Origin of the sequence: Variovorax monticola (assembly GCF_051216855.1) — a bacterium.
Taxonomy (GTDB): domain Bacteria; phylum Pseudomonadota; class Gammaproteobacteria; order Burkholderiales; family Burkholderiaceae_C; genus Variovorax.
In genome coordinates this window covers 1,061,534-1,077,209 of sequence record NZ_JBPJZP010000002.1, presented here as the reverse complement: position 1 = coordinate 1,077,209, position 15,676 = coordinate 1,061,534, and the positions used below count along the sequence as shown (strand labels likewise).

Genomic DNA, 15,676 nt, shown 5'->3' with positions numbered 1-15,676 from the left:
CGCGAATCAGGCCCGCGCCCTGCCCCGGCGCCACTGCACCAGCGCGCCGACTGCGACAAGCAACGCGGCACCGAATGCAACCCAGAGCCGAAGAACGACGGTCTCTGCTTGCGGCGCTGGCATCTGGGCTGGCGTGGGTTCGAGCTTGAGCCCACTGACCGGCTGGGTGCTTGCCGCAGCGGGTGCAGGCGCGGGCTCAGGAGGAGCAGGCGCCTCGCCCGCTGCGGCCGCGACAGCGGGCGCTGCCGCCACCGCAGGCGTAACCAGGGGACGCGGCTGAGCAGAAGGCACAGGCGGCGCAAGCTGCGCGCTCGCAAAGCGCTGCACGCCCGCATTGCGCTCGCGCAACCCGGTCGCGCGCACCGCGTCCGCGTAAGCCTGCGCCAGCTCGCGCCGCGTGGCCGCATCGGGCTTCCAGTAGTTCAGCCGCACCGCGTCGAGCATGCGCTCCAGCGTCTGCGCGAAGGCGGCGCGGTTGTCGCCTTCCAGCCATTCGCGCGTGCCCAGCTGGTACCTGTCGCGCACATACACGTCGTGCAGCGACTGCCACTGGTCCTGCCGCACGGCGGCCGGCGCGGTGACCTGCCAGCCCCAGAGGAACTGCACGGTCTTCAGCACCTGCAGCGTGCCGCTGTAGCCCTCGGCCTTCTGCGCCGCGATCCACTGCGGATGCAGGTAGCGGGTCTGCATCTCGCGCGCGATGGCGCCCGCGGCCGTGTCGGTGCGCACCGCCGCGCCGTCGCGCAGGTTCTGCACGTACAGCGCCGGCTCCTTGCCAGTGAGCTGCCGCACCGCCTGCGCGATGCCGCCGAGGTACTGGAACGGATCGTCGCTGGTCAGCACGCCGTACAGGTTGGAGCTGCGCGCCATCAGCGCCGCATCGACCTGCACCAGGTTGCCCGCATAGGCACCGGGCCGGGCCGCGCCGTCCAGGCCCTGGCCGTAGGCGTGGCCCATGCGGTCCATGTAGAGCTCCGCCATCTGCGCATCGCCACCGCCGCGTTGCTGGCGCTTCCACACGTCGCTGGCCAGCGCGGCTTCTTCGAGCCCCGCGCCGTAGCTGCCCTGCTCGTTGGAGAACACGCGCGCCGTCGACCAGCGCTGCGTCTCCTGTGCCGACGCGCCTTCCGCGCGCAGCCTGCGCGCCAGCGCCTCGCTGTGCAGCGCCACGGCATTGCCGGGTTCGCGCAGGGCCGCCACCTGCTGCACGGCTTCGTCGAGCCAGCGCATCACGTTGGGGAACTGGTCGCGGTAGGAGCCGGTAACGCTCAGCAGCACGTCGATGCGCGGCCGCTTCAATGCCGACGCGGGCATGACCTCGATGCCCGTCATGCGCCCGCCCTCGTCCCAGCGCGGTTTCACGCCCATCGCATAGAAGGCCTGGCTTTCCAGCACGCCCTGATGGCGCGAGGCCTCGCCGGCCCACAGCGTGAAGGCGATCTTCCCGGGCGCCTTGCCGGCATGGGTCTTCGCATGCGCGGCGATCCAGGTGTCCATCGCGGCCACGCCCGTGTCCCAGGCCGCACGCGTCGGCACGCGGCTCGGGTCGAAGCCGTAGAGGTTGCGCCCGGTCGGCAGGCTGTCGGGGTTGCGCACCGGGTCGCCGCCGTAGCTCGACTTCAGGTAACGCCCGTCGAGCGCGGTCAGCAGGCCTTCGATTTCTTCGTTGTGCGCGAACACGTCGTCGAGCCGGCGCGCACGCGCCGCCAATGCCTGAAGACGCTTCTTGTCGGCGGGGGTGCTGCCCATGTCGCTGGCCGCCTGTGCGTCGGTGAGCGCCAGAGCCACCCAGCGCGCGGGCTTCGAGCCCGCGACGCTCTTCGCGTCGATCAGGAAGGCCTCGTCGATGTCCTCGCCCAGCGCCTCGACCAGCGGCTTGCCGAGGATCTGCAGGACCGTCATGCGGCGGCGTTCGGCGCTCGGTGCCTCCCCGAAGGTGGCAAGGCCCAGCGGCTGCGCGGTCTGCGCGAGCTCGTCGAGGTACGGGTGCAGCACGGCGATGAAACCCGCGAAGTCCGCGCGAATCTGCGCGGGCGTCCATGTCAGGTCGCGGTCGTGGTGCTGTTCGACGAACTCTGCCGTGAGTTGCCTTTCCATCGCGGTCTTCACAGGCCCGGGCGACAGCGTCTCCCAGTCGTGCATGCGCTCGTGCATTTCCTGCACCCCGGGTCGAAAGCCCGCGGGCGCGAACATCGGCGTCGAATGGCTCACCATGGTCGCGCGGCCGCGCCGCTTGGCGGTGGTGGCCTCGCCGAGGTTGTCCATGATGTACGGGTACACGTTGGGCAGGTCGCCCAGCGCGAGCAAGGGGTCGTCCTGCACCGACAGCCCGCGCTCCTTGCCCGCCGACCATTCGAGCGTGCCGTGCGTGCCCACATGCACCACCGCGCTGGCGCCGAACTGCGTGCGCAGCCAGAGGTAGGTGGCCAGGTAGCTGTGGCTCAGCGGCACGGCGGAGCGGTGATACACCTGCTGCGCCTTGTCCGCCACCTGCGTGCCGGGCTCGAAGCGCGGCGGCTGGCGCAGCACCACCACGTTGCCGAACTGCACGCGCGGAATCACGAAGGCCGGCTCGCCCGATACGGCACGCAGCATCGTCGACTTCTCCGGCGGGCCCCAGTAGCCTTCGATGCGCCGCTGCGTGTCGGCGGGCAGCGCGCGAAACCACGCGAGGTAGCGCGACAGCGGCAGCGCATCGGCCAGGTCGCCGTCCAGCAGCGGCTGCAAGGCATCGCCCTGCCCCGTGGGGTAGTAAGCCTTCATCGTCGCCTGCACCTGCGCAATGAGCGCGTCGGTGCCCGGCAGTTCGGTGCGGTAGCCGGCCGACTGCATCGCGGCGAGCATGTCGTTCACGCTGCGCGGCACGTTGAGGAACGACGCCCCGAAGTTCGCCTCGCCCGGCGGGTAGTTGTAGACCAGCATCGCCACGCGGCGCTCCGCGGCCGGCGTGCGCTGCAGGCGCAGCAAGGCGGCGGCCTTGCCGGCCACGGCCTCGATCTGCGCGGGCAGCGGCTGCAGGTTGCCGGCCGCGGCATCGCGTGCGGTCACCAGCATCGGGTCGGTCATGCCGGCCAGTTCGCTCGGGCTGTAGTACGCGGCGATGTCGGTCTGCGAAAGGCCGTCCTTGCTCCGAGCCCATTGCGCGGCGTCCATGGCCAGCGAGGGCAGCGTCTGCAGCACCGGCACGCCGATGCGCTCCAGCTCGGCCTTGCGCTCGTTCGGGCTGAACACCAGCGCGGCGTTGACGATGGCGTCGGCCACGCGCCGCTCGCCCGCGTGCGTCATGCGAAAGAACATGTCCTTCTGCTGGCGCGGGCCGTAGAAGGCGTAGGCGCGCAGGCCGCGCTGTTCGAGCGCTGCGATCAGCGTGTCCACCCAGCCGGTGTCGTCGCCGGTGACGGTGGCACTGTTGATTGCGATGGCGACCGTGCCGGTTCCGGCAAGCGCGTCGATCGCGGCGATGTCGGTCTCGATGCGCGGCCAGCCCGGGTGGTACAGGCCGGCCAATGGCAGCTGCACCGGGTCAGGCAAACCTTCGAGGTGGCCGGGCTGCGTGAGGGCCTTCATGGCCGCGCCCAGATTGGCCGCGCCGGAAAAGCGCCAGTACGCGCGCAGCCTTTGCGCCCACGCGGCATCCACACCGCGCTCGGCCGCCAGCGGTGCGGCAACGGAGGTCTGCCCCTTCGCCACGAGCGCGAACTCGCCGATCAACACGTAAGGCGTGGCGCTGCGCGAGACCGTGTCGCCGAAGCGCGCCGCGGCGGCCTGCGCCACGCTGAGGTGCGGCGCGTCGATCACCAGCAGCCGCGCGCCGTCGAGCGCGGCAGCCAGCACCTCGGGCGAATCCGTGGCGGCCGATATCACCTGCAGCGGCACACCTGCCTCGCGCGCCGCAGCCTGCAGCCGCACCACGCGCGCCGGCGATACCAACGAGGTGCTCAGCACGACGACATGCGACGAAGCCTGCTGTGCCTGGGCTGGCACCAGAAATCCCAGTCCCGCCAAGAGCAACCCGAAGAAGAACCGCGTCACTTCCCGCCCTGCGAGGGCACTGCACCCGAAGGCACGGCATCCGAAGGCACATAGACCATCGTGCCGTCCTTCAGCCGCCAGGCGGTGCCGGCCTTCTCGCCGTCGCCCTGCCCCGTCGCGCCGCTGGCCTTGAAGCGCGTGATCTTCTTGCCCTCGCGCGTGATGATCTCCATGTTCGGCTGGCCTTCGTTGCGGATGACCGTGACCTTGTCCTGCGCGAACGGGTTCATCGGGTTGTTGATGACCGCGATCATCAGCATGCCGATGACCACCATGAACACGTCGATCAGGTTGATGGTCGAGAGCACCGGGTCGTCGTCGTCCGCGTCCAGGCTGCTCAAGATCGAGAACTGCCGGCGGGTCATCGGAGGCGATCCCGCGCGTCCAGCACGCTCACCAGTTCACGCATGAGCCAGCGGCGGCGCACGGTGTACACCACGAAGGTGATCGAGGCCGACGCCAGCGCCACGATCACGGCGGCGAACGCGGGGGCGAGGCTCTGCGCCACGCCCTGCGATTCGCCCGAGGCAACAGCCACCAGCGCCGGGCCCATCGGGATCATGGTGGCGATCAGCCCGAGCATCGGCGCCACGCGGCTGCACAGGCGCACGCCTTCGAGCTGCTTGAGCACCACCAGCTCCATCTGCTCCTGGCTGGCATCGGCGTGGTGCCGCAGCGCCAGCACGCGCGACGGGTCGCGGCGGCGCTGCAGGTACTCGATGCCGAAGGCGCCCAGGCAGTACACGGCGTACACGAAGGACAGCAGCACGCCCAGCGTCACGGGCCAGAGGAACAGGCGCGCGAGTTCGAAGAGAACGGTGTCGAAGGCAAGCATCAGGCGGGTTCCCCTGGAGAACGATCGAACAGGTCCGAAGGCCGGCCCCAGCCTTCGTCGAACACCAGCGACGCGAGCGGCGCGCGCCGGGCCCAGCGCTCGCGTTGCAGCATGGGTTCGTCGTAGAAACCGTGCACCGGCCCCAGGCACAGCAAGGCGATGGGCTCGGCGCCGTCGGGCAGGCCGAGCAGCACCGACACCTGCGCCGGGTCGAACAGCGACACCCAGCCCATGCCCAGCCCTTCGGCACGCGCCGCGAGCCACAGGTTCTGGATGGCGCACGAGGCGGAGGCCAGGTCCATCTGCGGCAGCGTGCGGCGGCCGAACACATGCTTCTCGCGCCCGTCGGCCAGCGTCACCGCCAGCAGCTCGGCCGCGTCGAGCAGGCCCTGTACCTTGAGGCACATGAATTCGTCTTCGCGCTCGCCCAGCGCCCGGGCCGTGCGCACACGTTCTTGCTCGACGACACGGTGCAGTTGCTGGCGCAGCACCTGCCCGCGAATGCGAATGAAGCGCCACGGCTGCATGAAGCCGACGCTGGGCGCGTGGTGCGCCGCGTCGAGCAGCCGGCGCAGCACCTCGGGCGCGACCTGGCCGCCCGCGAAGTGGCGCATGTCGCGCCGCTCGTGGATGGCGCGGTAGACGGCCGCAGCCTCGTCGGCCTCGAACGCGTGCGCCATGCCGTTCAGTCTTCGATGCCGCGTTGCGCGGGAATGCCGGCCTTGAAGGCATGCTTGACCAAGGTCATCTCGGTGACGGTGTCGGCCAGCTCGATGAGTTCGGGCGGGCAGCGGCGGCCGGTGAGCACCACGTGCACATGCTTGGGCCGTGCGCGCAATGTTTCGAGCACGCCTTCGAGCGGCAGCCACCCGTAGATCAGCGGGTAGCTGATTTCGTCGAGCACCACCAGGAAGAACTCGCCCGACAGAATCGCCGCCTTGGCCTTTTCCCAGCCGTCGCGCGCCAGTTGCCCGGAGCGTTCGAGGTCCTGGCTCTTCCAGCTGAAGCCGTCGCCGAGTCCTTCGATGGGAATGCCGATCTGCTCGAACATGCGGTGTTCGCCGAAACGCGCCGATGGCACTTTCATGAACTGATAGATCTTCACGGGCTTGCCACGGCCGTGGGCGCGCAATGCGAGGCCGAAGGCTGCTGTGCTTTTGCCCTTGCCGTCGCCGGTGTTGACGATGACGATGCCCCGGCGTTCGCCTTCCGGCTTCTCGTACGGCTTTTCGCTGGGAGGGGTTTCTATTTGCATGGGGTGTCCGGTATTGGGGGGAGATGTTCGGGGCGTGTGCGCTGCCGGTGATCGGCGATCAACGACGGCTCTGAGAACGCTCACCCCGTCGGCGTGAGCGCGCCCTGAACAGCGAACGTCAAACACAACGACCGTCATCGCGGCAACGCAATCCACTGCTCAGCCACACGATGCACCCGGATGCGGTGATCGAACACCTGCTCCAGCGCGGTGTGCGTGGCGGCGTCGCTGCAGCCACCGTGGTGCACCACGCGGCCGTGGTTCATCACGACCAGTTCGTCGGCGGCCAATGCCATCGGCAGTTCGTGCAGCACGCTCACCACCGTCTTGCCTTGGGACACCAATGCGCGGGCGGTCTGCATCCAGTCGGCCTGGTGCGGCGGGTCGAGGTTGGCGAGCGGCTCGTCCATCAACAACAGATCGGCCTCGACCGCGAGCGCGCGCGCGAGCAGCACGCGCTGGCGCTCGCCGCCCGACAACTGGCCCAGCGGCCGGTCGCGCCACTCCCAGGCCTGCGTGCTGCGCAACGCGCGCTCCACGGCCTCGCGGTCCGCCGTACTGGGCGCGGCCAGCCAGCGCTGGTGCGGCAGGCGGCCAAGCATGGCGATGTCGTAGACCATCAGGTCGTCGGCGCTGCCCTCGCCCGTGCCGCTCTGGCCCAGCCAGGACAGGCGCTGGGCACGGGTGCGCGCTGGCACTTTGCTTTGCACTTCGCCGAAGAGCCGCACCTCGCCACGGTGCGCCAACAAGCCAGCCATCGCCTTGAGCAGCGTCGACTTGCCCGCGCCGTTAGGCCCGACGATGCTGGTCCAGCGGGCGGCGGACAGGCGCAGGTCGATGTCGTGCAGCACCTCGGTCGCGCCGAGCGTGGCGCTCAAGCGGCGCGCTTCGAGGGCGGGTGTCTTGGGGCCGCTCATGCCACGCCGCTCCGCGCGCTGCGCCGGTGCATCAGCCACAGCAGGTAGCTGCCGCCCAGCACGGCCGTGAGCACGCCCACCGGCAGTTCCTGCGGCGCAACCAGCCAGCGCGCCAGCAGGTCGGCCGCCATCAGCAGCAGCCCGCCCATCAGCGCCGCCAGCACGATCAGCCGCGCATGCGTGGTCTTGACGACCGAGCGAACCAGGTGCGGCGCGGCCAGGCCGACGAAGGCGATCAGGCCGGTCTGCGCGACGGCCGCGCCGGTGGCCAGTGCCAGCACCACGACCAGCGCCGCGCGCATGGCGCCCAGCGGCAGGCCCAGGCTGCGCGCGGTGGCCTCGCCCAGCGCCAGCCCGTCGAGCACCGGCGCCAGCGCCCAGGCCAGCAGCAGGCACACCGCGCCGACCATGGCCATCACCGCGCAGGCGCTCCAGCCGACCAGGCCGGTGCTGCCGAGCACGAAGCCCTGGAGGGCCTGCAGGATGTCGGCCGAGGCGATGGTGATCAGGTCTTTCGCGGCGCCCAGCACCACGCCGACGATCACGCCGGCCAGCAGCAGGCGCAGCGTCTGCTGCACGCCGCTGGCCAGCATCAGCGTGAGCATCACCGCCAGCACCGCGCCGACGAAGGCCGCGCCGGTGAGGCCCAGCCGCATCACCCACTGCGCGCTGGCGGCCGAGCCGCCGAACATCAGCAGCGCCACCGCCACGCCGAGCGAGGCCCCCGAAGCGCTGCCCAGCAAATACGGGTCGGCCAGCGGGTTGCGGAACAGCCCCTGCGCCACCGCGCCCGCCAGGCCCAGCAGCGCGCCGGCCAGCCACGCACCAAGGGTGCGCGGCAGCCGGATGTCCCACACGATCTGCAGCGCCACCGGGTCGTGCCGCGCCGACAGCAGGCTTTCGAAGCCGGTGCTGCCGATGCCCAGGCCCAGCAGCATCAGCGCCGCGCCCAGCGCCAGCAGGCCCACGCCGAGCAGCACGACCCGGCGCAGGTGGGCCGTGTGCCTGAGTGCGGCGTTCACCGCTTTCCCCTGTCGTTCTGCGTGGAGATGCACTGCGCCATCAGGCGCGCGGCCTCGTCCATGCGCGGGCCGGGGCGCACCAGCACGTCGGACTGCTCGGCGCTGAAGCGGCAGATGCGGCCTTCGCGCACCGCGCGGATGCCGGCCCAGCCGGGGCGCTGCTCCAGCCCCTGCGCGCTGCGCACGCTGACCATGATGAGATCGGGGTCGGCACGCACCACGTACTCGGGGTTGAGCTTGGGAAACGGGCCGAGCGACGCCGGCACGATGTTCTTCACGCCCAGCCGCGCGAGCGTCTCGCCGATGAACGAAGACTCGCCCGCCGCATACGGCGCGCTGTTCACCTCGAAGTACACGCGCAGCCCCTTCGCGCTCGCCGGCAGCGACTGCGCGGCGGCCGACACGCTGGCGTCGATCACGCGCCAGACCTTCGGCGCGTCGTGCGTGCCGAGCACCTGGTCGAGCTTGTCGAGCACGCGCCGCACGTCGGCATGGTTCTTGGGTTCGAGCACCAGCACCTTCACGCCCAGCGCTTCGAGCCGCTGCGTGACGCGCGACGACTTGGCCAGCAGCACCGCGTCGGGCTTGAGCGCGACGATGGCCTCCACATTGGGGTCGATCCCGCCGCCGACCTGCGGCAGCGCCTTCACCTGCTCGGGCGAATTGGAGTAACGGTCGACACCCACCAGCCGGTGGCAGGCGCCCAGGGCACAAACAGATTCGGTGAGCGAGGGCAGCAACGTGACGATGCGTTGCGGCGGCTGCGGCAGGCTGACGGTGACGCCGCGCTCGTCGACCACGTCGACGGCGTGCGCCGTCCATGCGAACAGCATCAGGCCGAGCGCGGCCAATGACATGCGCAAGGTCTTCATGCGGCAGGCGCCTTCAGCGTCAACGGCAGGCCGGCGGCCATCAGGGTCACGCGGTCGCAGGCGGCGGCCACGTCCTGGTTCAGTCGGCCAAGGGCGTCGACGAACGCGCGCGTCTCGCGGCCCAGCGGAATCACGCCCAGGCCGATTTCGTTGCCGACCAGCACCACAGGGCCGCCCGCCTCGCGCAGCGCCACCAGCAGCATGGCGATGTGCGTGGCCGGCGTGCGCGTGGCGGGGCGCGCGTCTTCGCAGGGCATGGGCATCGTCAGGTTGGTGAGCCACAGCGTGAGGCAGTCGACGACCACCAGCGTCTCGGGCGTGCTCTGCGTGACCACGGCGCGCGCAAGCTCTATGGGCTCTTCGATGGTGCGCATGCCGGGCACGCGCTCGGCGCGGTCGGCCTGGTGGCGCACGATGCGCTCGAGCATCTCGTCGTCGTAGGGCTGGGCGGTGGCGATCATCACGGCGCGGTGGCGTGGGCCAGCGGCCAGCCAGTCGATGGCGCGCTGCTCGCCGCGGCGCGACTTGCCGCTCTTCTGGCCGCCGAGGATGAATTCGTGCACGGCGGTCTTCGGCTTAGGCGACAGGGGCATGGCTCTCCAACTCGATGGGCATGGCGCCGAACAGGCGCGCGGTGGCTTGCGGGCTGGAGGCGAACCATGCATGGAAGTAGCTCGCGCGCACCAGGCCGTGCACGTACAGCGCCTCGCCGCCGCGCGCGCCCACGGGCTGGGTCACGGTGGGTCGGGCGGTATGGGCGACGGGCGCCAGCGGCGTGTCGCACAGCGAATAGTGAAAAGTGTGGCCGCGCAGGGTGCGCTCGCCGAGCACCAGCTGCTGCGGGCCCAGGCCGGCCAGGCGCTTCTGCATCGCGACCTTGCCGGGCAGCAGGCCCCACATGCGGTGCACTTGCACGCCCTGTGCGGCGTCGTCTTGCGTGGCGAGCTCGTCGAACAGCACCATCATGCCGCCGCACTCGGCCCACACCGGCTTGCCGGCCGCGGCATGGGCGGCGAGCGACTCGCGCGCCGCCGTGCAGCCAGAGAGCGCCTCGGCATGCAGCTCCGGGTAGCCGCCGGGCAGCCACACGGCATCGCATGCGGGCACCGCATCGCCCGCCAGCGGCGAGAAAAAGGACAGCTGCGCGCCCAGCGCCTTGAGCACGTCGAGGTTCGCGGGGTAGATGAACGAGAAGGCCGCATCGCGCGCGATGGCGACGGTGCGACCGGCCAGCAGGGGCTGCACAGGCTGCTCGGGTGCAGGGGCATCGAAGTTCACCTGTGGCAGCTGCGAAGGCTGCATCTGCCCCAACGGCGTGGTGGCCAGCACATCGGCGACCGCATCGAGCCGCGCCATCGCATCGCCCAGCTCGCTGGCCAGCACCAGCCCGAGGTGACGTTCAGGCAGCGTGAAGCCCGCATCGCGCGGCAAGGCGCCCATCCACTGCGAGGGTTCGCGCAGCGCGTCTTTCAGCATGCCCGCATGCCGCTCGCTGGCCACACGGTTGGCCAGCACGCCGGCCCACGGCAGGCCGGGGCGAAAGTTCTGCAGACCGTAGGCCAGCGCCCCGAAGGTGCCGGCCATGGCATGCGCGTCGATCACCGCCAGCACCGGCAGGCCGAAGCGCTCGGCCAGGTCGGCGGCGCTGGGCGTGCCGTCGAACAGGCCCATCACGCCTTCGACGATCACCAGGTCGCATTCGGCCGCCGCGGCACGCAGGCGCGCGCGGCAGTCGGCCTCGCCGGTCATCCACAGGTCGAGCGAATGCACCGGCGCGCCGGTGGCCAGCGCCAGCCACAGCGGGTCCAGGAAGTCGGGCCCGCACTTGAAGGCGCGCACGCGCTGTCCCTGGCGCGTGTGCAGCCGCGCGAGCGCGGCGGCGACGGTGGTCTTGCCTTGGCCGGAGGCAGGCGCGGCGACCAGCACCGCGGCGCAGGTGGCGCGCGAGGCCGCCGCGGCACCTGGGCTGCCGGTGGGCAGGGGTGAGGGGTTTACTGAGGCGTCCACTTGAGGCCGACGTACGCGGTGCGGCCTGCATTGGCATACAGCCGCGCGAACTGGTAGTCCTTGTTGCCCACATTGTCGACGCGCGCCACCAGGTTCAGGTCGCGCGTGATTTGGGTGCTGGCCGACAGGTTCAGCACGGTGTAGCCGCCGAGCCTGACGGTGTTGGCCGCGTCGTCGTAGCGCTTGCTCGAGGTCTGCACCTCGGCGCCCAGTGTCCAGCCGGCCACGCGCCAGTCGGCGCCCAGCACGGCGTGGCGCTGCGCACGGCGAGCCAGCAGGTGGTCGGTGGCCAGGTCGCGCGGGTCCTGGTAGTCGAGCGAGGCGCGCAGGGTCACGTCGCCCAAACGCTGGCTGCCCGACAGCGTCACGCCCTGGTAGCGCGCGCGCGCGGTGCTGGAGTAGCAACCGAACGACGAGGCGCAGCCCTTGGCGGTGCCGTCGAACACGATCAGGTTCTGCACCCGGTTGTTGTAGACCACGATGCCCGCCTGGGTGCCGCCTTCGGTGTACTGCAGGCCCAGCTCGACGTTGCGGCTCGACTCGGGCTTGAGCGTGGCCAGGCCGTACTCGCTGAAGCGCTGGTAGAGCGTGGGCACGCGGAACGCAGTGCCGGCCGAGGCGGTGAAACGCAGCGCCGGGGTGATGGCGTAGCCGTAGGCCGCGCTGCCGGTGGTCTTGCCGCCGAACTCGCTGTCCCTGTCGTGGCGCACGTGCAGCTGCAGCGAATGCGGGCCTTGCACGAAGCCGTAGCCCAGCGAAACGGCGTCCTGCGCACGGTCGCGCGACAGCAGCTTCGACGAGGTGGTGGGCGCGTTTTCGAGCGCGTCTTCGCGGCGCTCGAAGGTGGCGCTCAGCAGGTGCGGGCCGAAGCGGAACTCGTTCTGGAACAGGTAGCCGCGCAGCTTGGTTTCGGTGCGGTAGAACGACGGCTGCGTCTTGTAGACGGTTTGCGAGTCGGTCACCTGCACGCGGGTGCTGTAGATGTCGTTCCACTTGGCCGACCAGGTCAGCCCGGCGGTGCGCAGCGTGTTGTTCGCCTGGTCGTTGGCGAAGGTGATGGGCAGGCGGCTGCGGTACGACACGGTGGCGTCGTAGCCGGCCGTGATGTCGCTGGTGAGCAGCGTGGCGTCCAGGCGCTGGTCGGGCGTGATCTGCAAACCCAGCTTCACGTTGCCCGAGGTGCTGCGGTAGCCGTCGCGGTCGGGGCTGGTGAAGCCGTCCTTGCTGGGCGTGCGCTTGTCGACGGGCTGCACGTTGAAGCCCTTGCTTTCTTCATGCGCCACGCCGAACGCGTAGTCGAGCAGCCCCGACTTGCCGCTCACGCCGCCTTCTATCTTGCGCAGCCCGTTGCTGCCGAAGCCGATGCCCGCGTAGGGCCGCACGCCCTCTTCGCCGCGCCGCGTGAACAGCTGGATCACGCCGCCCACGGCGTCCGAGCCGTAGACGGCTGCGGCCGGGCCGCGCAGCACTTCGATGCGGTCGATCTGCGACAGCGGAATGCCTTCCCAGCCGGCGCCGCCGGTGGACTGCGAGTCGATGCGCACGCCGTCCAGGTACACGGCCGTGAAGCGCGTTTCCGCGCCGCGGATGAACAGGCTGGTGGTGTTGCCCACGCCGCCGTTGCGCGAGATCTCGATGCCCGGCAGGCGCGCCAGCACGTCGGCCACGCCGGTCGCGCCGCTGCGCTCGATGGCCTGGCGGTCGACGATGGACACATCGCCCACCAGATCAGACAGCGCCTGCGGCGTGCGGTTGGCCGTGACCACCGTTTCGGCCAGGGCCGGGGCTTCCTGGGCATGGGCGAGGCCACCGAAGGCGGAAGCCAGCGCCATGCCCAGAGGCAGTTGCAGGCAGGCGAAACGCAGGCGGCGCACAGGCGCGCGGCCGCTGGAAAAGCAAACGTGGGAAATCATTGAATGGACCGAACGAAACGTCTATACCCCTTGCCGGCCTCCCCGCCGGCGCCATGGGCGCCATGGCTGCCCATGCGTGGATGTTCATGCATGCGGCAGCCGCCTCGTTGGCCGGTATCCGGGCTGGCAGAACGACCCCTGCCGCCTTCCCAGGCACCTGTTTCAGGGCGCCCAGTGGCTTGAATGGAAAGGGGTTGGCGCCTTGCGGCGCCGTCTGCTTGACCGTTGCGGGGGCAGCGCAGGCGGCTTGGGCCTTGTTCCGACCTGCGTGAGGTCGGTGGGGCTTCCACTCCTGCTTCCCGTTGAACCGCGGCATGTGAACCAGGCCGCAAGCACCAACGGGCCGCATTTTAGGCCCTGACGATTCTTCTCTAAGTCGAAAGTTGCGGGCCGCCGCTAACATCGGTTGCCATATGCGGCCCGCCTCGGTATTCCTGAATCTTCGTTCGGCGCTGCAGCGTCTGTTTGGTGTTTCCGGCTGGCAATCGATGCTGCTGTGGTCGATCGTGGCGGGGCTGCTCGGCACGCTGGCGACCGAACTCTTCCGCGCGGCGCTCTATCACTTCGAACACCTGGTGCTCGGCCCCGGCAACGGGCTGGTGGCCATGGCCAAAGGCCTGCCGTGGTGGGCGCGCATCGCCTGCCCCACGCTCGGCGGGCTGGTGGCGGGGTTGCTGCTCGTCGCGGCAAAACGAATCGCGGCGCAGAGCGCCACGTCCGACTACATGGAAGCCATCGTGCTGGGCGACGGGCGCATTCCGGTGGCGCAGACGCTGGTGCGCAGCGCGTCGTCGCTGGTCAGCATCGGCAGCGGCGGCTCCATCGGGCGCGAAGGCTCGATGGTGCAGCTCGCGGCGCTGGCGGCGTCGCTGCTGGGCCGGGTGTTCCGCTTTCCGGTCGAGCGGCTGCGGCTGCTGGTGGCCTGCGGCGCGGCGGCGGGCCTGACCGCCGCCTACAACGCGCCCATCGCGGGCGCCTTCTTCGTCGCCGAAATCGTGCTGGGCTCCATCGCGATGGAAAGCGTGGGGCCGATCATCATCGCCTCGGTGGTCGCCAACGTCGCCATGCGCGCGCTGCCCGGCTACCAGCCGCCCTACCGGATGCCGGCGTTCCCGGAGATCCACGGCACCGAGGTCGCGCTGTTCTGCGTGCTCGGCGTGCTGCTGGGCTTTGCGGCGGTCGGCTTCCTGCGCGCGCTGCAGGGCAGCCGGGCGCTGTTCTCTCGGCTGCCGCTGGCGCTGCCGTGGCGGCTGGCGCTGGGCGGCTTGGCGATGGGCGCGATTTCGGTGCCCGTGCCCGAGGTGTGGGGCAACGGCTACAGCGTGGTCAACGCGGTGCTGCACACGCCGTGGCCGTGGACTTTCATCGCGCTGGTGCTGCTCGCCAAGACAGCCGCGACGCTGGCCACCGCCGGCTCGGGCGCGGTGGGCGGCGTGTTCACGCCGGCGCTGTTCTTCGGCTGCATGGTCGGTGCGCTGTTCGGCCAGGGGGTGCAGGCGCTGTGGCCGGCGGCCACGTCGGCGCCGTTCGCCTACGCCATCGTCGGCATGGGCGCGTTCCTGGCGGGTGCCACGCAGGCGCCGCTGATGGCCATTTTGATGATCTTCGAGATGACGCTGAGCTACCAGGTCATGCTGCCGCTGATGGCGGCCAGCGTCATCGCGTACTTCGTGGCGCGCTCGGCCAATGCCGGCTCGATGTACGAGATCACGCTGCGGCGCAACGAACAGCGCGACACGCAGTTGCGCCTGCGCGGGCTGCACATGCGCGACCTGGTGCAGCCGGCGGAAACGGTGGTCGGCCCGCAGGCCGACCGCGAGGCCATGAGCAAGATCTTCTTGCAGCATCCGGTGAAGTACCTGTACGTCGTCGATGCGGACAACCGCTACCTCGGCGTGGTGCCGTTGTCGGCGCTGGGCACCGCACCCACCGAGACGACCGCGGGTGCGCTGCTGTCGCAAGCCATCCGGCCGATCACCGCCGACACAGGCCTGGGCGAAGCGCTTCAGCGCTTCCTGGACCACCTGGGTGAACGGCTGCCGGTGATCGAGAGCACGGACAACCCCGTGCTGCTCGGCGTGGCCGCCAAGAGCGCACTGCTGGCCACCTATGTGCGCCTGAGCGAGCCGTGAAAGGTTTGATCGGGGGCCTGCGAAGCCGCAGAATCCTGCCCACGCCGGGCACCGCGCCCAGCCTCGGCAGGACCGTTTTCCCGGGAAACTACAATCGCCAACCATGCCCGCTTCCAGCCCCATCGACCAGATCGCCGAGCGCGTCGAACGCCTGCTTGTGCGTCACGAAGAAGTGCAGCGCACCAATGCGCTGCTGCAGGAACAGGTCGATGCGCTCACACGCGAACGCGACGCCCTGAAGTCGCGGCTGGCCGCGGCCCGCACACGACTCGACGCCCTGCTGGAGCGGTTGCCGGCTGAACCACCTTCCCAAGACTCCCCCGCATGAAGCAGATTGAAGTACAGATCATGGGCCAGAGCTATCTGCTCGGCTGTCCCGACGGCGGCGAGGCGCAGTTGCGCGACGCCGTCGAACGCGTGGACGCGGCCATGTGCAAGATCCGCGATGCAGGCAAAGTCAAGGCACGCGACCGCATCGCGGTGCTGGCCTCGCTGAACCTGGCGTTCGACCTGGCCGCGCAACAGCAACCCGCCGCTCCCGCCGCCGCGACGACCGACGACGCAACGGCCACCGGCGAAGCCGGCCCCAAGGCCGCGCAGCTCATTCAAAGACTCGATCAGGCCCTGGCCGGCGATGGACATTTGCTCTGAATGAGCGCGGCGGGCGCAGAGGCGGCGTAAAATCCGCCTT

14 protein-coding genes and 1 riboswitch are annotated in these 15,676 nt (G+C 70.3%); of the genes, 3 read left to right on the top strand and 11 right to left on the bottom strand.

What is annotated here, in order from left to right:
- Positions 1–6: 6 nt before the first annotated feature.
- The 11 genes from cobN to ACSFA5_RS10625 form a co-directional block, all read right to left on the bottom strand.
- On the bottom strand, positions 7–4,032 hold the full coding sequence (gene cobN / locus ACSFA5_RS10675; protein WP_435443981.1) for a cobaltochelatase subunit CobN: 4,026 nt from the start codon (positions 4,030–4,032) through the stop codon (positions 7–9).
- Positions 4,029–4,397 carry a DUF2149 domain-containing protein gene (locus ACSFA5_RS10670; protein ID WP_435443980.1) on the bottom strand — a complete coding sequence of 123 codons (369 nt, stop codon included), beginning with the start codon at positions 4,395–4,397 and terminating at the stop codon, positions 4,029–4,031. Before ACSFA5_RS10670 ends, cobN begins: the two co-directional genes overlap by 4 nt.
- Complete coding sequence (locus ACSFA5_RS10665) at positions 4,394–4,867, bottom strand: MotA/TolQ/ExbB proton channel family protein (protein ID WP_435443979.1); 474 nt, start codon at positions 4,865–4,867, stop codon at positions 4,394–4,396. Before ACSFA5_RS10665 ends, ACSFA5_RS10670 begins: the two co-directional genes overlap by 4 nt.
- Positions 4,867–5,547 carry a 5,6-dimethylbenzimidazole synthase gene (bluB, locus tag ACSFA5_RS10660; protein ID WP_435443978.1) on the bottom strand — a complete coding sequence of 227 codons (681 nt, stop codon included), beginning with the start codon at positions 5,545–5,547 and terminating at the stop codon, positions 4,867–4,869. Before bluB ends, ACSFA5_RS10665 begins: the two co-directional genes overlap by 1 nt.
- A 5-nt stretch (positions 5,548–5,552) precedes the next feature.
- Positions 5,553–6,122 (bottom strand): cob(I)yrinic acid a,c-diamide adenosyltransferase, encoded by a 570-nt coding sequence (gene cobO, locus ACSFA5_RS10655; RefSeq protein WP_435443977.1) that lies wholly within the window; start codon positions 6,120–6,122, stop codon positions 5,553–5,555.
- 134 nt (positions 6,123–6,256) lie between these two features.
- Positions 6,257–7,039 carry an ABC transporter ATP-binding protein gene (locus ACSFA5_RS10650; RefSeq protein ID WP_435443976.1) on the bottom strand — a complete coding sequence of 261 codons (783 nt, stop codon included), beginning with the start codon at positions 7,037–7,039 and terminating at the stop codon, positions 6,257–6,259.
- Positions 7,036–8,061: a FecCD family ABC transporter permease gene (locus ACSFA5_RS10645; RefSeq protein ID WP_435443975.1), complete on the bottom strand. Its 1,026-nt coding sequence runs from the start codon at positions 8,059–8,061 to the stop codon at positions 7,036–7,038. The genes ACSFA5_RS10650 and ACSFA5_RS10645 overlap by 4 nt, the downstream gene beginning before the upstream one ends.
- A complete protein-coding gene (locus ACSFA5_RS10640; RefSeq protein WP_435443974.1) occupies positions 8,058–8,933 on the bottom strand; it encodes an ABC transporter substrate-binding protein in 876 nt (291 codons plus the stop codon). The genes ACSFA5_RS10645 and ACSFA5_RS10640 overlap by 4 nt, the downstream gene beginning before the upstream one ends.
- Positions 8,930–9,526 carry a bifunctional adenosylcobinamide kinase/adenosylcobinamide-phosphate guanylyltransferase gene (locus ACSFA5_RS10635; protein ID WP_435443973.1) on the bottom strand — a complete coding sequence of 199 codons (597 nt, stop codon included), beginning with the start codon at positions 9,524–9,526 and terminating at the stop codon, positions 8,930–8,932. Before ACSFA5_RS10635 ends, ACSFA5_RS10640 begins: the two co-directional genes overlap by 4 nt.
- Complete coding sequence (locus tag ACSFA5_RS10630; protein ID WP_435443972.1) at positions 9,510–10,940, bottom strand: cobyrinic acid a,c-diamide synthase CobB; 1,431 nt, start codon at positions 10,938–10,940, stop codon at positions 9,510–9,512. Before ACSFA5_RS10630 ends, ACSFA5_RS10635 begins: the two co-directional genes overlap by 17 nt.
- A complete protein-coding gene (locus ACSFA5_RS10625) occupies positions 10,925–12,853 on the bottom strand; it encodes a TonB-dependent receptor domain-containing protein (RefSeq protein ID WP_435443971.1) in 1,929 nt (642 codons plus the stop codon). Before ACSFA5_RS10625 ends, ACSFA5_RS10630 begins: the two co-directional genes overlap by 16 nt.
- A 92-nt stretch (positions 12,854–12,945) precedes the next feature.
- Positions 12,946–13,208, bottom strand: a riboswitch (cobalamin riboswitch).
- 58 nt (positions 13,209–13,266) lie between these two features.
- On the opposite strand from ACSFA5_RS10625, the gene ACSFA5_RS10620 reads away from it, so the two are divergent.
- The 3 genes from ACSFA5_RS10620 to ACSFA5_RS10610 all read left to right on the top strand — a co-directional run bounded on the left by ACSFA5_RS10620 (position 13,267) and on the right by ACSFA5_RS10610 (position 15,636).
- Entirely contained in the window at positions 13,267–14,985 is a 1,719-nt protein-coding gene (locus tag ACSFA5_RS10620; RefSeq protein ID WP_435443970.1) for a ClcB-like voltage-gated chloride channel protein, read from the top strand.
- 103 nt (positions 14,986–15,088) lie between these two features.
- Positions 15,089–15,313, top strand: coding sequence for a DUF904 domain-containing protein (locus tag ACSFA5_RS10615; protein ID WP_093129838.1), 225 nt, complete (start codon positions 15,089–15,091; stop codon positions 15,311–15,313).
- Positions 15,310–15,636: a cell division protein ZapA gene (locus ACSFA5_RS10610; protein ID WP_435443969.1), complete on the top strand. Its 327-nt coding sequence runs from the start codon at positions 15,310–15,312 to the stop codon at positions 15,634–15,636. The genes ACSFA5_RS10615 and ACSFA5_RS10610 overlap by 4 nt, the downstream gene beginning before the upstream one ends.
- The last annotated feature ends 40 nt before the right edge of the window (positions 15,637–15,676 follow it).

What these genes read in the sequence shown, in the direction of transcription:
- ACSFA5_RS10670 (WP_435443980.1), bottom strand. Translation starts at nt 4,397, where the DNA reads ATGACCCGCCGGCAGTTCTCGATCTTGAGCAGCCTGGACGCGGACGAC.
- ACSFA5_RS10665 (WP_435443979.1), bottom strand. Translation starts at nt 4,867, where the DNA reads ATGCTTGCCTTCGACACCGTTCTCTTCGAACTCGCGCGCCTGTTCCTC.
- bluB (WP_435443978.1), bottom strand. Translation starts at nt 5,547, where the DNA reads ATGGCGCACGCGTTCGAGGCCGACGAGGCTGCGGCCGTCTACCGCGCC.
- cobO (WP_435443977.1), bottom strand. Translation starts at nt 6,122, where the DNA reads ATGCAAATAGAAACCCCTCCCAGCGAAAAGCCGTACGAGAAGCCGGAA.
- ACSFA5_RS10650 (WP_435443976.1), bottom strand. Translation starts at nt 7,039, where the DNA reads ATGAGCGGCCCCAAGACACCCGCCCTCGAAGCGCGCCGCTTGAGCGCC.
- ACSFA5_RS10640 (WP_435443974.1), bottom strand. Translation starts at nt 8,933, where the DNA reads ATGAAGACCTTGCGCATGTCATTGGCCGCGCTCGGCCTGATGCTGTTC.
- ACSFA5_RS10635 (WP_435443973.1), bottom strand. Translation starts at nt 9,526, where the DNA reads ATGCCCCTGTCGCCTAAGCCGAAGACCGCCGTGCACGAATTCATCCTC.
- ACSFA5_RS10625 (WP_435443971.1), bottom strand. Translation starts at nt 12,853, where the DNA reads ATGATTTCCCACGTTTGCTTTTCCAGCGGCCGCGCGCCTGTGCGCCGC.
- ACSFA5_RS10620 (WP_435443970.1), top strand. Translation starts at nt 13,267, where the DNA reads ATGCGGCCCGCCTCGGTATTCCTGAATCTTCGTTCGGCGCTGCAGCGT.
- ACSFA5_RS10615 (WP_093129838.1), top strand. Translation starts at nt 15,089, where the DNA reads ATGCCCGCTTCCAGCCCCATCGACCAGATCGCCGAGCGCGTCGAACGC.
- ACSFA5_RS10610 (WP_435443969.1), top strand. Translation starts at nt 15,310, where the DNA reads ATGAAGCAGATTGAAGTACAGATCATGGGCCAGAGCTATCTGCTCGGC.